Source organism: Daejeonella sp. AP26 (genome assembly GCF_056680515.1).
The window spans coordinates 1,166,667-1,185,765 of the sequence record NZ_CM155286.1; the positions used below are offsets into that span (position 1 = coordinate 1,166,667).

Annotated in this window: 15 protein-coding genes and 1 other RNA gene; 5 read left to right on the forward strand and 11 right to left on the reverse strand. The window is 43.0% G+C overall.

Going from position 1 to position 19,099, the window contains the following annotated elements:
* The first annotated feature begins 17 nt into the window (after nucleotides 1-17).
* Nucleotides 18-1,526 (forward strand): glycoside hydrolase family 32 protein, encoded by a 1,509-nt coding sequence (locus AC1MCB_RS05055; protein WP_479967655.1) that lies wholly within the window; start codon nucleotides 18-20, stop codon nucleotides 1,524-1,526.
* A 125-nt stretch (nucleotides 1,527-1,651) separates the two neighbouring features.
* On the opposite strand, the gene AC1MCB_RS05060 is transcribed toward AC1MCB_RS05055, so the two are convergent.
* From AC1MCB_RS05060 to ffs, 5 genes are all read right to left on the reverse strand, one after another.
* On the reverse strand, nucleotides 1,652-2,629 hold the full coding sequence (locus AC1MCB_RS05060) for a YpdA family putative bacillithiol disulfide reductase (protein ID WP_479967656.1): 978 nt from the start codon (nucleotides 2,627-2,629) through the stop codon (nucleotides 1,652-1,654).
* A gap of 155 nt (nucleotides 2,630-2,784) precedes the next feature.
* Nucleotides 2,785-4,008 (reverse strand): IS256 family transposase, encoded by a 1,224-nt coding sequence (locus AC1MCB_RS05065; RefSeq protein WP_479966343.1) that lies wholly within the window; start codon nucleotides 4,006-4,008, stop codon nucleotides 2,785-2,787.
* Between the two features lie 485 nt (nucleotides 4,009-4,493).
* A complete protein-coding gene (fsa, locus tag AC1MCB_RS05070; protein WP_479967657.1) occupies nucleotides 4,494-5,153 on the reverse strand; it encodes a fructose-6-phosphate aldolase in 660 nt (219 codons plus the stop codon).
* A 40-nt stretch (nucleotides 5,154-5,193) separates the two neighbouring features.
* The gene (locus tag AC1MCB_RS05075; protein WP_479967658.1) at nucleotides 5,194-5,550 is read right to left on the reverse strand and encodes a four helix bundle protein; all 357 of its coding nucleotides are present in this window, start codon (nucleotides 5,548-5,550) and stop codon (nucleotides 5,194-5,196) included.
* Between the two features lie 59 nt (nucleotides 5,551-5,609).
* Nucleotides 5,610-5,708, reverse strand: an RNA gene (gene ffs, locus AC1MCB_RS05080) — signal recognition particle sRNA small type.
* Between the two features lie 319 nt (nucleotides 5,709-6,027).
* Here ffs and gltB point away from each other — a divergent pair.
* Complete coding sequence (gltB, locus tag AC1MCB_RS05085; RefSeq protein ID WP_479967659.1) at nucleotides 6,028-10,557, forward strand: glutamate synthase large subunit; 4,530 nt, start codon at nucleotides 6,028-6,030, stop codon at nucleotides 10,555-10,557.
* A 4-nt stretch (nucleotides 10,558-10,561) separates the two neighbouring features.
* Nucleotides 10,562-12,034 (forward strand): glutamate synthase subunit beta, encoded by a 1,473-nt coding sequence (locus tag AC1MCB_RS05090; RefSeq protein ID WP_479967660.1) that lies wholly within the window; start codon nucleotides 10,562-10,564, stop codon nucleotides 12,032-12,034.
* Nucleotides 12,035-12,045: 11 nt separating this feature from the next.
* Here the strand turns inward: AC1MCB_RS05090 and AC1MCB_RS05095 are convergent, their stop codons facing one another.
* The 3 genes from AC1MCB_RS05095 to AC1MCB_RS05105 all read right to left on the reverse strand — a co-directional run bounded on the left by AC1MCB_RS05095 (nucleotide 12,046) and on the right by AC1MCB_RS05105 (nucleotide 13,924).
* On the reverse strand, nucleotides 12,046-12,384 hold the full coding sequence (locus AC1MCB_RS05095; RefSeq protein ID WP_479967661.1) for a type II toxin-antitoxin system HicB family antitoxin: 339 nt from the start codon (nucleotides 12,382-12,384) through the stop codon (nucleotides 12,046-12,048).
* Nucleotides 12,385-12,716: 332 nt separating this feature from the next.
* Complete coding sequence (locus tag AC1MCB_RS05100; protein WP_479967662.1) at nucleotides 12,717-13,382, reverse strand: YdeI/OmpD-associated family protein; 666 nt, start codon at nucleotides 13,380-13,382, stop codon at nucleotides 12,717-12,719.
* Between the two features lie 2 nt (nucleotides 13,383-13,384).
* Nucleotides 13,385-13,924 carry an RNA methyltransferase gene (locus AC1MCB_RS05105; protein ID WP_479967663.1) on the reverse strand — a complete coding sequence of 180 codons (540 nt, stop codon included), beginning with the start codon at nucleotides 13,922-13,924 and terminating at the stop codon, nucleotides 13,385-13,387.
* Nucleotides 13,925-14,042: 118 nt separating this feature from the next.
* On the opposite strand from AC1MCB_RS05105, the gene AC1MCB_RS05110 reads away from it, so the two are divergent.
* Nucleotides 14,043-15,098, forward strand: coding sequence for an aldose epimerase family protein (locus AC1MCB_RS05110; RefSeq protein WP_479967664.1), 1,056 nt, complete (start codon nucleotides 14,043-14,045; stop codon nucleotides 15,096-15,098).
* A gap of 9 nt (nucleotides 15,099-15,107) precedes the next feature.
* The gene (locus AC1MCB_RS05115) at nucleotides 15,108-15,503 is read left to right on the forward strand and encodes a VOC family protein (RefSeq protein WP_479967665.1); all 396 of its coding nucleotides are present in this window, start codon (nucleotides 15,108-15,110) and stop codon (nucleotides 15,501-15,503) included.
* On the opposite strand, the gene AC1MCB_RS05120 is transcribed toward AC1MCB_RS05115, so the two are convergent.
* From AC1MCB_RS05120 to AC1MCB_RS05130, 3 genes are all read right to left on the reverse strand, one after another.
* The gene (locus AC1MCB_RS05120; protein WP_479967666.1) at nucleotides 15,504-16,736 is read right to left on the reverse strand and encodes an MDR family MFS transporter; all 1,233 of its coding nucleotides are present in this window, start codon (nucleotides 16,734-16,736) and stop codon (nucleotides 15,504-15,506) included.
* 88 nt (nucleotides 16,737-16,824) lie between these two features.
* On the reverse strand, nucleotides 16,825-18,582 hold the full coding sequence (locus AC1MCB_RS05125; protein WP_479967667.1) for a M56 family metallopeptidase: 1,758 nt from the start codon (nucleotides 18,580-18,582) through the stop codon (nucleotides 16,825-16,827).
* A gap of 4 nt (nucleotides 18,583-18,586) precedes the next feature.
* The gene (locus AC1MCB_RS05130) at nucleotides 18,587-18,964 is read right to left on the reverse strand and encodes a BlaI/MecI/CopY family transcriptional regulator (RefSeq protein WP_479967668.1); all 378 of its coding nucleotides are present in this window, start codon (nucleotides 18,962-18,964) and stop codon (nucleotides 18,587-18,589) included.
* Nucleotides 18,965-19,099: the final 135 nt, after the last annotated feature.

The following is a 19,099-nucleotide window of genomic DNA, read 5'->3' on the forward strand; positions in this document are numbered from 1 at the left end:
TTGTAAATCAGTTAACCATGAAAGAAAAAATAGTTGTTGCATTAATCGGCTTCATCATAATAACCGGCAATTTATTTGCACAATCTTCTGATCGTGCAGAGGGTGAGAAACATCGGCCTCAATTTCATTTTACGCCTAAAAAGGCCTGGATGAACGATCCAAATGGGATGGTATACCTTAACGGAAAGTACCACCTTTTTTTTCAGCACAATCCTGACAGTACGGTTTGGGGCCCGATGCATTGGGGCCACGCGATCAGTACCGATTTGATGCGTTGGGAAGAGCAGCCCATCGCTTTGTATCCGGATAGTTTAGGTACTATATTCTCGGGCAGCGCGGTGGTCGATATAAATAATACCAGCGGTTTCGGTACGGAAGGCAAAGTTCCGCTGGTAGCGATATTTACGCACCACAATCATGATTTGGAGAAAAAAGGCTCCGGACTCTATCAATATCAGAGCCTTGCTTATAGTTTGGATGAAGGGAAAACCTGGACGAAATATAAAGGTAACCCGGTATTGCCAAATCCCGGTATTAAGGATTTTAGGGATCCCAAAGTAATGTGGCATGAGGCCGGCAAAAAGTGGGTGATGACTTTGGCAACCATGGACCGGATCACGTTTTATTCATCACCGGACTTAAAAACCTGGAGCAAAGAAGGTGAATTTGGCAAAGATCAGGGCGGACATGGCGGCGTTTGGGAATGCCCGGACTTATTCCCTTTGGAACTAAATGGTAAAACCCATTGGGTTTTACTGGTAAGCATCAATCCCGGCGGGCCTAACGGCGGCTCGGCCACACAATATTTTATTGGTCAGTTCGATGGTAAAAATTTTAAGCCCGATCATCAGGATACTCGCTGGATAGACTATGGAACGGATAACTATGCAGGGATAACCTGGTCAAATACGGGCAAACGAAAGATTTTTATTGGGTGGATGAATAATTGGCAATACGCAAATGTAGTTCCGACGAATCCCTGGAGAAGTGCGATGACTATTCCGCGTGAATTAAAGTTGAAGCAAGTTGACAATAATATTTTCGTCGCTTCAGAACCGGTAATGGAACTTGGAAAAGTTACACTAAAGCCGGTTTCATTATCTAATATTAAAGTAACAGGAAGCAAAGACCTTTCTTCTCAGTTCAATACTAACGGAGTGTTTAAACTTCAGCTTAATACAGGTAATTTACAAAGTTTCGCGCTTGTGCTTGCAAACGACCTGGGTGAGGAACTCCGGGTCGGATTTGATAAAAGCAGTAACCGTTATTACATTGACAGGACGCAAGCAGGAGATAAATCTTTTGAGAAGGGGTTTGCAAAAATTCATTACGCACCGCGTTTAGGGAAAAGTGAGTCGACGGATATAACCCTTTTGGTTGATGTAGCTTCTGTGGAATTGTTCGCCGATGATGGATTGACAGTGATGACGGATATATTTTTCCCCAATAAAACAATGAAAAAAATATCTCTGAAGGCCAATTCGCTTTTTACGGTTAAAACCCTAAGTATCGCCCCTGTCAAATAGCGTATTCATTAACAAAGGCCCGGCATAGGGCCTTTGTTATTCTTAATGATAGGTCTAAAATTCAAATGTGAATCATTACAGACGCGGTTTACCACCTTGATTAATAAAGCTATTGCCTGGCCGGATTAAACACTTTGCTTTTTACAGACAATATCCTTCACAATATTTACAGCATGTTCGCGGGAATTCTCGATGAACCAGACATGGGTCTCCATGCCACCGCAAATAACTCCTGCCAGGTAAACACCTTGCTGATTAGTTTCCATCGTCACCGGGTCGTGCTCGGGTATTTGCTTCTCGTCTTCAGACACGCGAATGCCCATTTTTCTGAGAAAGCCCAGATCTGGTTGATAACCCGTTAAAGCCAAAACATAATCATTAGGGATCACCTGTATTCCATCGGGAGTTTGAATTTCCACTTCATTCTCACGGACGGCAATTAAGCTTGAATTGAAAAAAGCTTTTATGCTGCCTTCTTTAATCCGGTTAATAATATCTGGTCTGACCCAATATTTTACACGTTCGCCAATATCCGCTCCTCTGACCACCATGGTTACCTCCGCACCTTTCCTGTACGTCTCCAATGCAGCATCAACAGAAGAATTGCTGGCACCAACCACCACCACCTTCTGCATTCCGTAAAAATGAGGATCGCCGTAATAATGTCGCACCTTGGGCAACTCCTCCCCGGGAATATTCAGTGAGCAGGGAATATCATAGAATCCGGTTGAAATAATGATATTACGGGCCAGGTATTCTGCTTTTGAGGTTTGTATGCTATAAAACTCGCCAGCTTTGGCAGTTGATTTCACTTCCTCAAACAAATGAATATTCAGCTTAAATTTCAACGCAACCCGGCGATAGTACTCCAATGCCTCCGCTCGCACCGGCTTAATATTGGTTGAAACGAAAGGAACGCCGCCAATCTCCAGTTTTTCCGAGGTCGAAAAAAAAGTCATGTTCACGGGGTAATGATATAATGAGTTAACCAAACAGCCTTTCTCAACAATCAGGTAGGAGAGACCGTGTTTCTGCGCTTCGATTCCACATGCCAGTCCGATCGGACCGCCACCTATAATTAAAATGTCAACAATTTCAGGCATAGGGACAAAGGTATCATTTGTTTTTTATCTGGATTTTCAGGACCGGATTGCTGGTACATTAACGGTAAACACTTGAAAAAAGGGTCTGTAAAATGAACTGTGTCATTTGTTGTGAGCCCCTGGCCCCACCAAAGGGCCAAAGGGGCGGTTACCAATTAGCTCAAATCTAATTTCATTCTCTCGGGAAACCAAATCGCCAACTTCTGAGCGGTCTGCGCCCAGTTGGGAAGTGCTAAGGTCCATCGTTCACTGATTCTGTTTTGAGCCAGGTAGATGAGCTTCAACAGGGCCATATCGGAGGTAAAAGCCCCTTTGGTCTTGGTTACTTTACGAAGCTGCCGGTGAAAAGCCTCAATCGCATTGGTGGTGTAAATCATCTTTCGAATCGCCAGATCATATCGGAAATAGGTGGATAGCTTGGGCCAGTTTCGCCGCCACGAGTCGATCACCTTCTCATATTTCTTGCCCCATTGTGCTTCCAGATCATCCAGTCGCAGCTCGGCTAGGTCCAGGGTAGTGGCCTGATATACGGGCCTTAAACTCTTCATGAACTCCGGTTTATCCTTGGTGGCTACGTACTTCAGGCTGTTGCGAATCTGGTGAACAATGCAACTTTGTATTTCCGTTTTGGGAAAGGCTGCCTGAATGGCTTCCGCAAATCCATTCAGGTTATCGATACAGGCAATCAGGATGTCCTTCACACCGCGGTTTTGCAGATCGGTCAATACCGATAACCAGAAGTTAGCTCCCTCACTGTGAGAAATATACATGCCCAGCAGTTCTTTCCGGCCATGCCGGTTGATCCCCAGGATATTATAGACCGCACGCGAGACGATCTGATAATCTGCTTTCACTTTGTAGTGCATGGCATCCAGCCACACAGTCGTATAGAGCTCATCCAGAGGACGCGACTGCCATTCCTTCACCTGCGGAATGATCTTATCGGTAATGGCCGATAAGGTACTGTGGCTGATATCCGTATCGTATATGGCCTTAATATGACTGGAAATATCCCGCAAACTCATTCCGGTGCTATACATGCATAAGATTCTCTCCTCCAGGCTTTCGGCCAGAATAGTTTCCCGCTTTTTGATGAGCTGAGGTTCAAAACTGGAGGAGCGGTCCCGCGGAGTATCGATGCTTAGGGTGCCGCTACCGGTCCTGATCTGCTTACTGGTTTTGCCGTTCCGGCGGTTCCCGGACTGGCGTTCACCCTCATCCAGATGACTTTCCATCTCAGCCTCCAAAGTTGCTTCCAAAAAACTTTTTATCAAGGGTGCAAAGGCACCCTCTCTTCCAAACAGGGACTTGCCCGAACGAAATTGCTCAAGGGCTTTCTTTTTCATTAACTCGTAATCGAGTTCCTCTTTCTTATTCATAATAAACTGCGGCTAAAGTATGTTTTTTACTTTTTGACACAGTTCATTTTCCACTCTCTGAAAAAATCTGCGCCCGCTTCTTGCTTTTATTATTGCAGAAATAAGACCTTTTTAACGGCCCTGATTTTAATTAAAAAACACTAAGAATTTGCTTGTAGGATGCTTGTAGTTTCCTAGTAGAATCTTACTAGGAAACCTTAAGGAAACCCCTATTAAACCTTAAGGAAACCCCTGCGAAATAAGAGTAAATTATTTGCCTGCATTGGACATTAACAAGGCCCGTTTAAACCGCTTAAAAGGATGGTGTTCCAGATGATTAATTCTAGTTAGATTCTGCTTTCCGTCGCTAACGGATTCGACCAGATTCCAGATCACCACGAGAAATTCTCTTTAACAAATAGTTTGTGATTTGTTAAACGAAAAAAGCCGTTTAGAGAAACAACTCTAAACGGCTTTAAATATATTTAAGCTAAACCTTACAAAGTTTATTTGTTTGCTGCTTTCGCGTGATCGGCAAGAAACTGGTTCAGGCCGATGTCGGTTAACGGATGTTTCATTAGCGCGATGATCGCAGATAAAGGACCGGTCATTACGTCTGCACCTAACTTAGCGCAGTCAATAATATGCATCGGATGACGAACTGAGGCCGCAAGGATCTGCGTTTCGTAACCATAGTTGTCATAAATAAGGCGGATATCGGAAATAAGTCCTAAGCCATCTGTTGATATATCGTCTAAACGGCCGATGAACGGAGAAACGTAAGTGGCGCCTGCTTTTGCGGCTAACAAAGCTTGTCCGGCTGAGAAAACAAGTGTACAGTTGGTTTTAATTCCTTTAGATGAGAAATACTTGATTGCCTTAATACCCTCCTGAATCATTGGTACTTTAACCACGATCTTTGGATTCACGGCAGCAAGTACTTCACCCTCCTTAATCATCGTTTCATAATCAGTGGCAATTACTTCTGCACTAACATCCCCTTCTACTATCTCACAAATAGCTTTATAATGGTTGATAATGTTGTCATGACCAGTAATCCCTTCTTTAGCCATTAAGGTAGGGTTGGTAGTTACACCGTCTAAAACCCCAAGATCCTGGGCTTCTTTAATTTGTGCGAGATTTGCGGTATCGATAAAAAATTTCATGGAAAAAATTTGAAAATTTGAAAATTAGTAAATGAGCAAATTAAGTCTTCTTGCTCGTTGATATTATCTTATTAATGATTTTTTGAATTTCTGTTAGTTGTTCAGTTAAGCCAAGTAACTCTGGATGATGATACAATTCAGTACACAGCGCAAGCCAATATTCAGTTTCGTCAACTTCTTTAATTGCAATCTTAAACTTATGGATGAAATCTGCTTTGCTTTCGGCATTCTGGGCTTCATGGGTATTCGCTCCTATTGATGTAGCACTTCTAAATAGTTGGTTTGAAAGTGGAAAGTCTCGATTCTTTTGAAGTAATTGACAATAGCGGGCTGCGTTAACCGCAAAGGAAAAGGTCTTTACAACAATCGGATTTTGATTAGGGGGAAAGTTTCTCATAGGGAGGAGTTAATTTGCTCATTAGCTAACTTGCTAACTAACTCAATTTAAGAAAAAAAAATGGGCAAGCCCCTTTTATCGCACCGCTCAACCTTCTACCCTTGCTGTGTTCCCACCCTGGGGGAGTTCAAAAGGAGCTGGTCGTAAAAGACTTACCCGTCACAAAAGTAACAAAATTTGTGTCATTACACACTCAAAATGCAACTTATACAGACTTTGGCTATTTTCTTTTTTATGTGTCTGATTATCAGTAGAAATGATTTTTTGAAGTGTATTATGTAAAAATCGCTTCATATTCTAATGGAAATGTAAAATATCATATTATCATTTTTTCTATTTTTTGCATGTTTGGATGAAAAAATTATAATGAACTATTATTTAGAGTTGTTTTTTTTAGGCTAATGACAATAATAGTTAGCAATTAAGTAATCGGTTTTTAAATCCCTATTTTAGGGCCTCCAATACAACCAATTCATTATGAAGGCAAAGAACGAGATCCGGAAGCAGGGTTTATACGAGGAGGCATTTGAACACGACGCATGCGGAGTTGGTTATATCGCCCAGATTAAAGGGATTAGATCCCATCAGATTGTATCTGATTCATTGACAATTCTTGAAAATATGGAACACCGCGGGGCATGCGGTTGTGACCCTGATTCGGGAGATGGAGCTGGAATACTTATCCAGATTCCCCATCAGTTTCTAAAAGAGGAGTGCAGCACACTGAATTTTGATCTCCCCGAACTGGGCGAGTACGGTGTGGGAATGGTATTCTTTCCAAAGAAGGCTACTTTGAAGGAAGCCTGCAGGACGGAGATATATAAGGTAGCAGAAAAAACGGGTTTACAGATATTAGGATTTCGCAAGGTGCCCGTCAAAACTGCAGGCATTGGTGAAACGGCACTTTCTGCCGAACCAGATATGGAGCAGATCTTTATCCGTAAGCCTGCCCAGATCTGGATTGCTGAAGACTTTGAGCGGAAGCTTTATGTCTTCAAGAATTTCATTTCGAAAACTATTGCCGACGTTGTAAAGCTCACCGGGCAGCAATTTTACGTTGCTTCTTTCTCGCAGCATACTATAGTTTACAAAGGTCAGTTAACCAGTATGCAGGTGCGTAATTACTTTCCGGATCTGCAGGATGACAGAGTATTATCAGCGTTTGGGATGGTTCATTCACGCTTTTCAACAAATACTTTTCCCTCCTGGAAACTGGCGCAGCCATTCCGTTATATAGCTCACAATGGCGAAATCAATACCCTGAAGGGGAATTTGAACTGGTTCTATTCAGGTATTCGCTCATTTGCATCTCCCTTTTTCAGCAAAGAGGAGATGGATATGTTATTGCCTGTAATTGATAACAACCAATCTGACTCTGCGTGCCTTGACAACGTGGTTGAATTGCTCTATCACTGCGGGCGGTCTTTACCTCACGTATTGATGATGCTGATTCCGGAAGCCTGGGATGGTAACGAACAGATGGATCCGTTGAAAAAGGCATTTTATGAATACCATGCGACACTTATTGAACCATGGGACGGTCCGGCAGCGATCACTTTTACCGATGGCAGAATTATAGGAGCTACACTTGATCGAAATGGTTTGCGGCCCTTAAGATATATGATCACCGAGGATGACCGCATTATTGTGGCATCAGAAGCAGGTGTTTTAATAACCGACGAATCAAAGATCATCAAGAAAGGCCGTCTTCAGCCGGGCAAGATGCTTATCACTGATATTGAAAAAGGAAAAGTACTCTCTGATGAGGAGGTTAAAAATGCGATTATAACCAAGCAGCCTTACTCTGAATGGCTCGAAAATTATCAAATCCGCCTGGAGGAATTACCGGAACCAAGAGTAGTATTTACTGAATTATCCAGCGAGTCTATATTCAAATACCAGCAAGTTTTTGGGTACTCAAGGGAAGACGTTGAAACAATCATCAAACCGATGGCTGTTTTAGGCAAGGAACCGATTGGTTCTATGGGAACGGATGTTCCGCTGGCTGTACTATCCGATCGCCCACAGCATTTGAGCAGCTATTTTAAGCAGCACTTTGCGCAGGTAACTAATCCGCCGATCGATCCGATCCGGGAGAGGCTGGTGATGAGTCTGGTTGGATTTATGGGTAACAACGGTAATCTGCTTGACGAAGATAAGATGCATTGCCATTGTGTGGCTTTAAAGCAGCCGATTCTGGATAATACCGAGTTAGAAAAACTTAGAAGTATTGATACCGGGCTTTTCCACGCCAAAACATTACAGACCTACTTTAAAGCGGACAAGCAAAACGGTTCCCTTCAACGAGGAATCGACCGGTTGTGCCGGTATGCTGAGGATGCAGTGTATGATGGCTTTGAGGTTCTTATACTTTCAGATCGCGCTCTAGATTCTGAGCATGCGGTTATACCTTCTCTTTTAGCAGTTTCTGCGGTTCATCATCACTTAATCCGCAAGGGCCTGCGTGGCGCCGTGGGTTTGGTAGTAGAAGCGGGTGATGTTTGGGAAGTCCATCATTTTGCCTGTCTGATCGCGTTCGGAGCAACGGCTGTTAATCCATACCTGGCATTGGCTTCCATAGCTAAACTTAAATTTGACGAGAAGTTGGATTTATCTTTGGATATCAAGACATTATCAAAAAATTATATTAAAGCTGTTGGTGACGGATTGTTGAAAATATTTTCAAAGATGGGGATATCTACACTGCAGTCTTATCACGGTTCGCAGGTGTTTGAGATCATCGGCATCCAGCAAAGAGTTATTGATGAGCATTTCAGTGGAGCGGTAACCCGGCTTGAAGGTTTGGATCTTGATGATATTGCAAGGGAAGCATTATATAAACACTTTAGTGGGTTTAGCCAGCAAAATACAGGTAGCAAGCTATTACCAGAAGGTGGAATTTACCAGTGGAAGCGGAGGGGTGAGGTACACCTTTTTAATCCGGAAACAGTGCACTTATTGCAACATGCAACCCGCACAAATAACTATGAAATTTATAAGAATTATGCAAAGCTGATCAACGATCAGTCAGAAACGCGCTATACTATTAGAGGCTTACTTGGTTTTGCCCATCATCGTCAGCCAGTTGCCTTAGAGGAGGTGGAACCTGTGGAGCAGATTATGAAGCGTTTTGCAACGGGCGCCATGTCTTTTGGTTCGATTTCGCATGAAGCCCATAGTACTTTAGCTATCGCGATGAATAGAATCGGCGCGAAAAGCAATACCGGTGAAGGCGGCGAAGACGAGATCAGGTATGAGCGGTTGTCAAATGGAGATTCGATGAGATCGGCGATCAAGCAGATCGCTTCGGCAAGGTTTGGCGTAACGGCCACCTACCTTGCTAATGCCGATGAGCTGCAGATCAAGATGGCTCAGGGTGCAAAACCGGGGGAGGGTGGACAATTACCAGGAGATAAGGTGGATGAATGGATCGCAAAAGTTCGTCATGCAACACCAGGGGTGGGGTTAATCTCTCCTCCGCCACATCATGATATTTATTCTATTGAGGATCTGGCTCAGCTGATCTTCGATCTGAAGAATGCTAACCGTGATGCGCGGATCAGTGTTAAGCTCGTATCAAAGGCTGGCGTTGGTACTATTGCGGCGGGTGTTGCAAAGGCACACGCCGATGTAATTCTGATTTCGGGATATGATGGTGGAACCGGCGCTTCGCCGTTATCTTCTGTAGTACACGCCGGTTTGCCTTGGGAATTAGGGCTCGCAGAAGCTCAACAAACCCTGGTAAAGAATAAATTGCGCAGCCGTGTGGTATTACAGGCCGACGGGCAGATGAAAACGGGTAAAGACATTGCAATTGCTACCCTTTTGGGAGCTGAGGAATGGGGGGTAGCAACGGCAGCTCTGGTAGCCGGAGGTTGTATTATGATGCGTAAGTGTCATTTAAATACCTGTCCGGTTGGTGTAGCTACGCAAGACCCTGAATTACGAAAATTATTCACAGGGAAGCCGGAGCACATAGTCAACCTGTTTCGATTTATTGCCGAAGAATTACGGGAAATCATGGCAGAGTTAGGTTTCCGGACCATCACCGAGATGGTGGGAAGGGTGCATTTCCTGAAAATGCGTGAAGATATAGATCATTGGAAAGTGAAGAACCTGGATCTTTCAGAGTTGCTTTACGCGATGGATAATCCATCCGGACTGACCTTATTTAACAGTGAAAAACAGGATCATGGAATTGCAGAAGTTCTGGACTGGAAGCTTCTGGAGGCTGCCGGGAATGCAATTGCTACCAAGGAGCCGGTATTTGCTTCCTTTGAGATCCGAAATACAGACCGGACAACGGGGACTATTTTAACACATGAGATCACAAAGAAATACCAGTCAGCAGGACTTCCGCAAAACACGATAAACTATAAATTCCACGGTTCGGCGGGACAAAGTTTTGGTGCGTTCTGTACCAAGGGTATTTCCTTTGAGCTCAGCGGAGAGGCTAATGATTACGTAGGCAAGGGGCTTTCAGGAGCCCAATTAGCTATTTATCCCGATAAGAGTAGTAAGCTGGTGCCGCAAGCCAATATGATCATTGGTAACGTTGCTCTGTATGGTGCTACGGCGGGCGAGTTGTTTGTACGCGGACAAGCCGGTGAGCGGTTTGCTGTCCGAAACTCTGGCGCGACTGCGGTTGTGGAAGGTGTAGGAGATCACGGTTGCGAGTATATGACTGGAGGCCGGGCATTGATCCTGGGCAGAACCGGTCGGAACTTTGCCGCAGGTATGAGCGGGGGTATTGCCTGGATTTATGATCCGGACCACGTATTCCCTAAAAACTGTAACCAGGAAATGGTTGACCTGGATCCGCTGGGGTCGGACGATAAAGAGCAGATTCTCCAGTTGTTAAGGAAACATCAAATGCTCACGGAAAGTAAAGTGGCATCCTTCTTATTGAATAATTGGGATCAGGAGGTTATCAACTTTATAAAGGTCTATCCTAAAGAGTATAAGCGAGTATTAAATCAAGTTAGAGTTCAACAATCAGCACAATAGTATTATGGGAAAAGCAACAGGATTTAAGGAGTTTGGAAGAGTATTGCCTGAAAAAATACAACCTGCTGAGCGTGTAAAAAATTACAATGAATTTGTAGGGTTATACCCTGAAGAAGAGTTAAACCACCAGGCAGCGCGCTGTATGAACTGCGGGATACCTTTTTGTCATTCGGGTTGTCCGCTTGGTAACGTTATCCCGGAATTTAATGATGCTGTTTATAATGGAAAGTGGGAGGAAGCCTACCTGATCCTGGCGTCCACTAATAATTTCCCCGAATTTACCGGGAGAATTTGTCCGGCTCCTTGTGAAGCCGCATGTGTGTTAGGCATCAACAAACCACCGGTTACCATCGAAGAAATTGAAAAGCATATTATTGAGATTGCTTTTGCCAAAGGATATATAAAGCCACACCGACCCCTGGTTCGGACCGGTAAGTCTGTTGCAATCATTGGTTCAGGTCCGGCAGGATTAGCTGCTGCAGCACAGCTTAATAAAGCGGGTCATTTGGTAAAGGTATTTGAACGGGATGATCTGCCCGGAGGTTTACTACGATATGGAATTCCGGATTTCAAGTTGGAGAAATCGGTACTTGACCGACGTATTCAATTGATGGAGGAAGAAGGAATTCAGTTCATCTGTAATACCGAGGTTGGAAAGGATCACAGCATGACGGAGTTTATTAATTCTTATGATGCTATAGTCATGGCGGGTGGCTCGACTATTCCAAGAAACTTAAATATCCCAGGGCGTGATCTCAAAGGGATTCATTTTGCCATGGATTTTCTGAAACAGCAGAATAAGACTTTAAGTAAAATTACTTTTACTGACGAGCATATACTGGCAACGGACAAAGATGTAGTGGTAATTGGCGGTGGCGACACCGGATCTGATTGTGTAGGCACCTCTAACCGTCAGCATGCAAATTCGGTGAAGCAATTTGAACTGATGGTTCAGCCTCCGCAGGAACGAAGTCAGCATATGCCATGGCCAAGTTTCCCGATGGTGCTCAAGACAACCAGCTCACATGAGGAAGGTTGCGAACGCTATTGGGGGATTAATACCAAATCGTTTATTGGAGATGAACAGGGGGCTTTAAAAGCGATACTGGTAAGCGATGTAAGCTGGGAACTGGATGGGTTAGGCCGACCGGTAAAGTTTGCAGAAAAAGAGAACTCGGAACGTGAGATTCCATGCCAACTTGTGTTGCTGGCGATGGGTTTTATACACCCGGAGCATGAAGGATTGGTTGAAAAAACTGGTGTTGAGCTTGATGAACGTGGGAACGTAAAGGCAAAAGAAGGAGATTATCTAACTAATGTTCCGAAGGTATTTGCAGCCGGAGACGTTCGAAGAGGACAGTCGCTGGTTGTTTGGGCTATCTCGGAAGGAAGGGAAGCAGCCCGAAAAGTAGATGAATTTTTAATGGGCCATTCTGCCCTGGCTACTAAGGATAGGGTAAGGCAGTATTTGGTGTAATTTAAGTCTTTTCAGGAGCGTTCAACGTATCTGTCAACAGCCTCCGCTACTAGTTGATTGAGAGAAATACCTTTTTCTATGGAGGTTAAAGCTGCCTTTCGGTGTAACTCAGGCTTAAGCCTCACGTTGAATGTTCCTGTATAACTTTTTTCTGGATTTTTATTGACTGAAGCACAGAGTTCAATGTAATGGTCTACCGCGTCTGAAAATGCCGTTTCCAGTTCTGTCACACTTGTTCCCTCAAATGTTATCAGATCGGTGATAAACTCAATCTTTCCATGAAACACTTTATCATCATTGCTGTAGCGAACACTGCCTATGAAATCTTTATACCTCAATGTGTTTTCCATTTCCAGATGTTAGATTCCTAAAACTTCTCTAATTTCCCGAATTTGATATTGGTTAAGAGTATTTGCCGGATGTGGTTGATGTAGTCTTATTATTTGTTGACTGCTTTTATTTATGAAGACTCTTCTGCTCCCGGAAGACTCAGTTTTACCAACTTCACTAAAGTTATAACGATTAAAAAGCAGAATTAATTCATCCCATGTAAAGTCAACTGGTTTTGAGCAAAGTCGACTAATTAATTGCTCCTGCCTGCTCATCTCCGCGACTAGAATATAGTTACATGTAATTATATAAATATAAATAACACCCAAAGGATCACCAAAGTATTCTCAAACTATTTCTCAGATGGGTTTTTCTTCCCTACCAGTAATTTCTCCACCGTCTTTTGAATCCGGTCAGCTTTGGTCTTTTCTTGTTTGGCAGTTAGCACCCAGCTGACGTACTCTTTTCTGTTAGTGTAGGATAAAGATTCGAAAAAGGAAATGGAACTTGCCTGGTCCTGCATCGCAGATTTCAGTTCAGCAGGCAGGGTTATAATACGATTTTTAACGTCAATATACTGGCCAAGTGCGTTGTTTTCAATTTCTGAGTCACAAACTTCAGAACGCTTCACCTGGCTGGAGGGGCGAAAACGAAGTGCGGTCCAGGTTTCATTGATTGCGGCAGCAGCAACTCCGCTTAGTCCGTATCCGGCTGTTTCATCCCATGACTGCATCATCTCAAGATCTGATACGACCCCTGAACTTTTTTTAGGATAGGTTATCCACAAGACAGTATCTGGACGCAGATGATTCTGCAACCACACGAGATCTCTTTTAAGCTCTTCACTGTTTAAAACAAATAACTGAATCACATCAAAAGTGCCTCCTGGCTTTTCTATAATCTTTACTTCCCGGGGCAGCGGTGTTAAAAGTTCGCTATAATTGTTTGGTGCATTAACAAGGAGCACCCTGTGGGCAGGTTTAATTTGTAACTTCTTGGCCAGTTTACTTTCTTCCATGTTTATTCGCGCTTAAGACTTAACTTATTGAAAAAATCCCATAAAACGATCCCCGCAGACACTACGATATTAAATGAGTGCTTTGTTCCAAATTGTGGTATTTCTATGCATTTGTCTATCATTTTCATAGCTTCCTCGCTTACTCCATTTACTTCATTACCGAAGATAAGCGCATATTTATGTTCTGCCGGCGGATTGAATTGATTCAGCATTACGCTGTTTGACGCCTGCTCTATGGCGATGATCTGATAGCCCTCACCCTTTAACTGGGTAATTGCATCAGTAATTTCTTTAAAATAAAACCAGTCAATAGACTGGGTGGCACCTAAAGCTGTCTTTTCAATTTCGCGATGAGGTGGTTGCGCTGTTATTCCGCACAGGAAGACTTGTTCCACTGCAAACCCGTCGGAAGTACGGAAAATAGATCCCACATTATGCATACTGCGCACACTATCCAGGATGACGGTGACAGGCAATTTATCTTGTTCCTTAAACTCCTGTATGGTTGCGCGATTTAATTCATCAAGCTTTAATTTTGACATGAAACAAAATAAATAATTTGTGGGTATGAATAAAGGATTAAGCTGTTAAAAGGCCAAATATGATTCAAATATTTTATATAATTTTCCGATATTATCAATAATAAAAAGCACACATATTTTGAGAACAAGCCAGTCAAAAGTTTTATTTTCCTATTTAGGAAAGGACGTCTATAATGTAATACTGGAGAATGACCGGGGAATGAAGGTCTGCCTGAGTAACTATGGTGGTTTAATACAATCAATAATACTGCCCGACAAGTTTAATAACTACATCGATGTTGTTTTAGGATTTGATCACGTTAAGGATTACATCTCGACGGACTACCTGGCTCATTACCCTTATTTAGGTGCAATCATTGGACGTTACGCTAACCGGATCGCTAATGCGCGCTTCCCGCTAAATGGCGAAATCGTTAAAGTTTCACAAAATACACCTCCGCATCAGCTTCATGGTGGCTTTAGCGGGTTTGATAAAAAGGTTTGGGATATCGTTTCCGTTAAAACAGCCCCCGGTCCTCAAGCAACCTTTCGGTATGTGAGTAAAGATGGCGAAGAGGGTTTTCCAGGGAATTTGAGTGTGAATATAACTTTCGGGTTAAATAATGCAAATGAACTGACTCTAAAAATCGAGGCGCGTACAGATCGCACAACTGCGGTAAACATGACTCATCACGCTTATTTCAATCTTAATGGAGATGGAGGTCCGATTGAAGATCATGTAGTAGAAATTCCAGCAAGCCATTATTTAGGCCAGGATGTTGATTTTGTATCTACCGGGGAGCTGATCCCGGTCGACAAAACGTCCCATGATTTCAGAATAGCTAAAAGGATCGGGCATAACTGGAAAGCCGGCGAAGGTTACGATCAGGGTTTTGTGTTAGACAAATCTCCGGGAGTATGGGGAACGGCGGCTACCGCATTTTCTGCACAGACAGGAATTAAACTTGAATTATTGACCGATCAACCCGGCGTTCAGTTCTACACCGGCAAGTATTTGAACGTTAAAAATGGAAAAAAGGGGATGCATTATCGTCCTTTTACCGCGTTTTGTTTTGAGACACAACAACACACCAACGCGGTCAATATCCCACATTTCCCTAACACTATCCTGGAACCGGGAGAGAAATATCTTCACACAATGACTTACAAGTTCAGCTTAGAAAAGAATATCTAAACATATCCTATGGAAGGCTCAGCTCAACAAGCCAAAACGGTTTATCCAATCGTAACGCCCTATTTAATCGTAAAAGAGGCAAAGCTATTGATGGAGTTTCTAAAAACAGCTTTTGACTTTCAGGAGCTTACCAGGCATCTGCAGCCTGATGGCAGTATTATGCATGCTGAGCTGACTCTTGGAAACTCGATGATCATGTTAGGTGACGCCAGTGAAGTCTATCCTCCTAATCCGACTATGATCCATTTGTTTCTGGATGATTGTGATATTTTTTATCAACGTGCACTGGACGCCGGAGCAGTGTCCATTAGAGAACCGCAGGACCAGGCTTACGGGCACAGGAGCGCAGGAGTGAGCGACCGATCAGGAAATGAATGGTGGATTGCTAGTGATATTAAAGGCTGATCAGACGAGCAACAACCTTAACTTCCATTGTCTGAGTAAATCGCGTCTGTAAATGCAATAATAACCGACAGAGCACAAAGCACACAGGCCGCAGATAAACCACCATAGCAGATCGTAACCACCTTGCTGAATTAGTATTGCCCCGTAGATTGGGGCGAGTATCTGGGCTGCCGACCAGGCCATTGTATATAAGCCAGCATATTCACCGCGATTCTTTTCCGTCGATCTCGAAATCCAGAAAGTGTTCATGAACGGCATAGAAAGCATTTCTCCAAAAGAAATGATACACACGGAAAGCAGGGCTACCCACACCGCTGCCGGAAATATATTAAAAAGTAAAAATCCGGTGCCCACCAGGGCAACGCCTATTGTAATAAAATACATGCTAGGCCTTTTGCCTTCCAGGTTGTGGATTAAAACCATTTCGGTGGCGACAATTAATAATCCGTTTAAAGCCATAAGTATCCCGATAAACTGTTCGCTAAAGTGCCAGACGGTTTTGAAGAAGACAGGTTGCATGGTGAAGAGCTGGAAAAAGCAAGAGGCAAACAATACGGTCAGTAGTATGAAAATCAAGTATAATTTGTCATTGTAGGCCGATCTTATAACAACAGTGTCCGGAGTGTTTTCTTTTTCTTTTTTAGTTTTTCCGGCTGGGAGAAGCTTAAGGAGTAATATTCCGGCGAAAATATTGGTGCAACCATCAACATAAAATAAGTAGTGGTAATTAACTGAAGCCAGGAAGCCGCCCAGAGCTCCTCCGAATGACCACCCTAAGTTGATCGCTAAGCGATTAAGAGAATAGGAGCGGGTTCTGTTCTCTGTAGTGCTGTAGAATGCAACAGCCGTCGAATTTGCAGGTCTGAAAGACTCGTTGCACATACTCAATATATAAGTACCAATGCCTAACGTGAGAAAGGTGTCAAGGAAGCTGATTATAATAAACATGAGTCCTCCGGTTAGCAATGCACCTGCCTGGAGATAATGAAAGCCTATCTTATCGGTTACCTTACCGCCGATAAAGGCTCCGGCAATTGAGCCTGCTCCGAAGAAGGCCAATATGAAGCCAGCCTGAATGATGGTAAAGTTTAGCTGCTGCGTGCAGTAAATGGTCATAAAGGGAAGCACCATCGTTCCGCTTCGGTTGATGAACATCACCAGGGATAAATACCAGCTTTCCGTGGATAATCCGCTATATGCTTTTTTATAAAGACTGATAGTGCTAAGGAGCATGCGATAAAGATATACAAAGCGTTTAAAGCTACCCACAAAAAAGCCCCGGTTATGACTCCGGGGCTTGATTGGTATTGTGAACAGAAACTTAATTTAATGCTTCCTCTTTATTCTTTTCTTTCATCCGTAGCTCTCTCATCTTTTTTTTCCATTCCGGACTTTCAAACTGCTTCTTCATTTTTTCAGTTTCAACTTTCATATCTTCCATTTGCTTTTTCCACTCCGGACTGTTGAATTGCTTTTTCATTTTTTCAGTTTCAACCTTCATATCTTCCATTTGCTTCTTCCACTCCGGACTGTTGAATCGCTTTTTCATTTTTTCAGCGTCAACCTTCATCTCTTCCATTTGCTTCTTCCACTCCGGGCTATTGAATTGTTTTTTCATTTCTTCGGCTGACATCTTCATCTCTCCCATTTGCTTCTTCCATTCCGGGCTGTTGAATTGTTTTTTCATTTCCTCGGCGGATATCTTCATGTCTTCCATTTGTTTCTTCCACTCCGGGCTGTTGAATTGTTTTTTCATTTCCTCGGTGGATATCTTCATCTCTTCCACTTGTTTTTTCCACTCCGTGCTGCTGAATTGTTTTTTCATTTCCTCGGTGGATATCTTCATCTCTTCCATTTGTTTTTTCCACTCCGGGCTGCTGAAAAGACTTTTCAACTCATTGGTATCAATCGGAGCTGGTGGAACGGGTGCTTCAGATGGGTCAAATTTTGGTGGTGCCGGGACTTTTGGAGGTAGAACGGTATCAAGGGGAGGTAGGACTGGCACCGGTGCTGGTGGAGCGGGGGGTACCGGAGGGACAGTCTTTAGCCTTTGAGCTTTAATTTGCAGATTCTTTTTCGAAGCACTATTTTTTGTGGTGTCTGCAGGTATAATCCACGCTAACGACAAGCTGATGGCAATAATACTGAGTAAAGCAAACAATTTTTGCTTAGAACTTTGGTTTTGAGCTTTCATTTTGGTTATATTTTTGATTCGGTTTAACAGATTAAATTCCTTGCTTCCGGATATCGACATTGCGAGACCGCTTGTATCAATTCGATATTCCTCAATTAGTGCTAACGCTCTCGCATAATCTTTTGGATTATCGGTGCATTGAACAACTACATCATCACAACAGTTTTCTCGCTCTGACCTGATTTCTTTTGACAGGAGCCAAATTATCGGGTTGAAAAAGAGTACAATTTCCATTACCCGCTGAAGTATATTGATCAGGTAATCATGCCGTTTAATGTGAGCCAGTTCATGTATTAAAATTGCTTCAACCTGATCAGTGGTCAACTGATTAATTGTGGCCAGTGGGAATAAGATAACGGGTTTTAAAAAGCCGGCTGTAAACGGTATGAGGAGTTTGTCGGAGACATGTAGTCTAACTGATTTCGAAACTCCGAGTTTCAATTTCAGATTGTCCAGACGTTCAATCCAATAGATTGTTGCCGGAATGCTACTTTTTAATTTATTAATATTTAAGCTATGCAATGCTATCACCAGAAAAATAGCCTGCGAGAGCAGCCCAGCAATGTAAGCCCATCCCAGCCACAAAGAGTAGGGGATGGCTAGCTGATTCCATGAGAGTACAGAAACTTCAGAATAGGTTGTCGGTACACTTTCTGCCAGGCCTTCAGCATCGACCGGAGCAGAGCTATAATATTTGTGAACTGAAATTATAAAGGACGCAAAAACCAGCACCAGGCAGCTATAGAGCAAATTGTAACGCCATGACGAGCTTAGGTCTCGAAAAACGAGTAGAGCGATCTTTAGTAACACATAGATGATCAGACCATAAGCCAACGAAGCGAAGATAGACTGACTCAAAGCTGCAAATAACGGGGATGCATACATGACCTTACTTTTTTTCTAATTGATCCAGATATTCTTTTATTTTTTTGATTTCTTCTTTCGAGGAGTTCTTATTACTTAAAGCCTGCATTACCAGCTGAGAAGTAGAGCCATTGAATACCGTATCAATAAGGGTTTGAAGAATTCCCTGGCTGGTATGGGCATGCGTAATGAGGGGTTTGTATTTATGCGTTCTGCAGCTGGTGTCCCTTTCTACAAGCCCTTTGTCATGCATTATCTGCATGAGTTTAAGAGTAGTGGTATAACCAACTTCTGCCTCCCGATCCCGGGTTAGCTCTTCATTTACTTCACGTACAGTACTTTCCCCATTCTTCCAAAGTATCTGTAATATTTCAAGCTCACTTGCTGTCGGTTTAACTTTCATAATTAGTTGTACGAATAGTTTCGTATACAATAATACGAATCATTTCGTATACCTAAAATTATTTCACATATTTTAACAAATAGGGGATTCTATGGATTGTGTTTGTTGGAGGTTGAATGTTCTATTAAGATTTTA

Coding starts and splice junctions, on each gene's coding strand:
- AC1MCB_RS05055 (WP_479967655.1), top strand. CDS start 18: ATGAAAGAAAAAATAGTTGTTGCATTAATCGGCTTCATCATAATAACC.
- AC1MCB_RS05060 (WP_479967656.1), bottom strand. CDS start 2,629: ATGCCTGAAATTGTTGACATTTTAATTATAGGTGGCGGTCCGATCGGA.
- AC1MCB_RS05065 (WP_479966343.1), bottom strand. CDS start 4,008: ATGAATAAGAAAGAGGAACTCGATTACGAGTTAATGAAAAAGAAAGCC.
- fsa (WP_479967657.1), bottom strand. CDS start 5,153: ATGAAATTTTTTATCGATACCGCAAATCTCGCACAAATTAAAGAAGCC.
- AC1MCB_RS05075 (WP_479967658.1), bottom strand. CDS start 5,550: ATGAGAAACTTTCCCCCTAATCAAAATCCGATTGTTGTAAAGACCTTT.
- gltB (WP_479967659.1), top strand. CDS start 6,028: ATGAAGGCAAAGAACGAGATCCGGAAGCAGGGTTTATACGAGGAGGCA.
- AC1MCB_RS05090 (WP_479967660.1), top strand. CDS start 10,562: ATGGGAAAAGCAACAGGATTTAAGGAGTTTGGAAGAGTATTGCCTGAA.
- AC1MCB_RS05095 (WP_479967661.1), bottom strand. CDS start 12,384: ATGGAAAACACATTGAGGTATAAAGATTTCATAGGCAGTGTTCGCTAC.
- AC1MCB_RS05100 (WP_479967662.1), bottom strand. CDS start 13,382: ATGGAAGAAAGTAAACTGGCCAAGAAGTTACAAATTAAACCTGCCCAC.
- AC1MCB_RS05105 (WP_479967663.1), bottom strand. CDS start 13,924: ATGTCAAAATTAAAGCTTGATGAATTAAATCGCGCAACCATACAGGAG.
- AC1MCB_RS05115 (WP_479967665.1), top strand. CDS start 15,108: ATGGAAGGCTCAGCTCAACAAGCCAAAACGGTTTATCCAATCGTAACG.
- AC1MCB_RS05120 (WP_479967666.1), bottom strand. CDS start 16,736: ATGCTCCTTAGCACTATCAGTCTTTATAAAAAAGCATATAGCGGATTA.
- AC1MCB_RS05125 (WP_479967667.1), bottom strand. CDS start 18,582: ATGTATGCATCCCCGTTATTTGCAGCTTTGAGTCAGTCTATCTTCGCT.
- AC1MCB_RS05130 (WP_479967668.1), bottom strand. CDS start 18,964: ATGAAAGTTAAACCGACAGCAAGTGAGCTTGAAATATTACAGATACTT.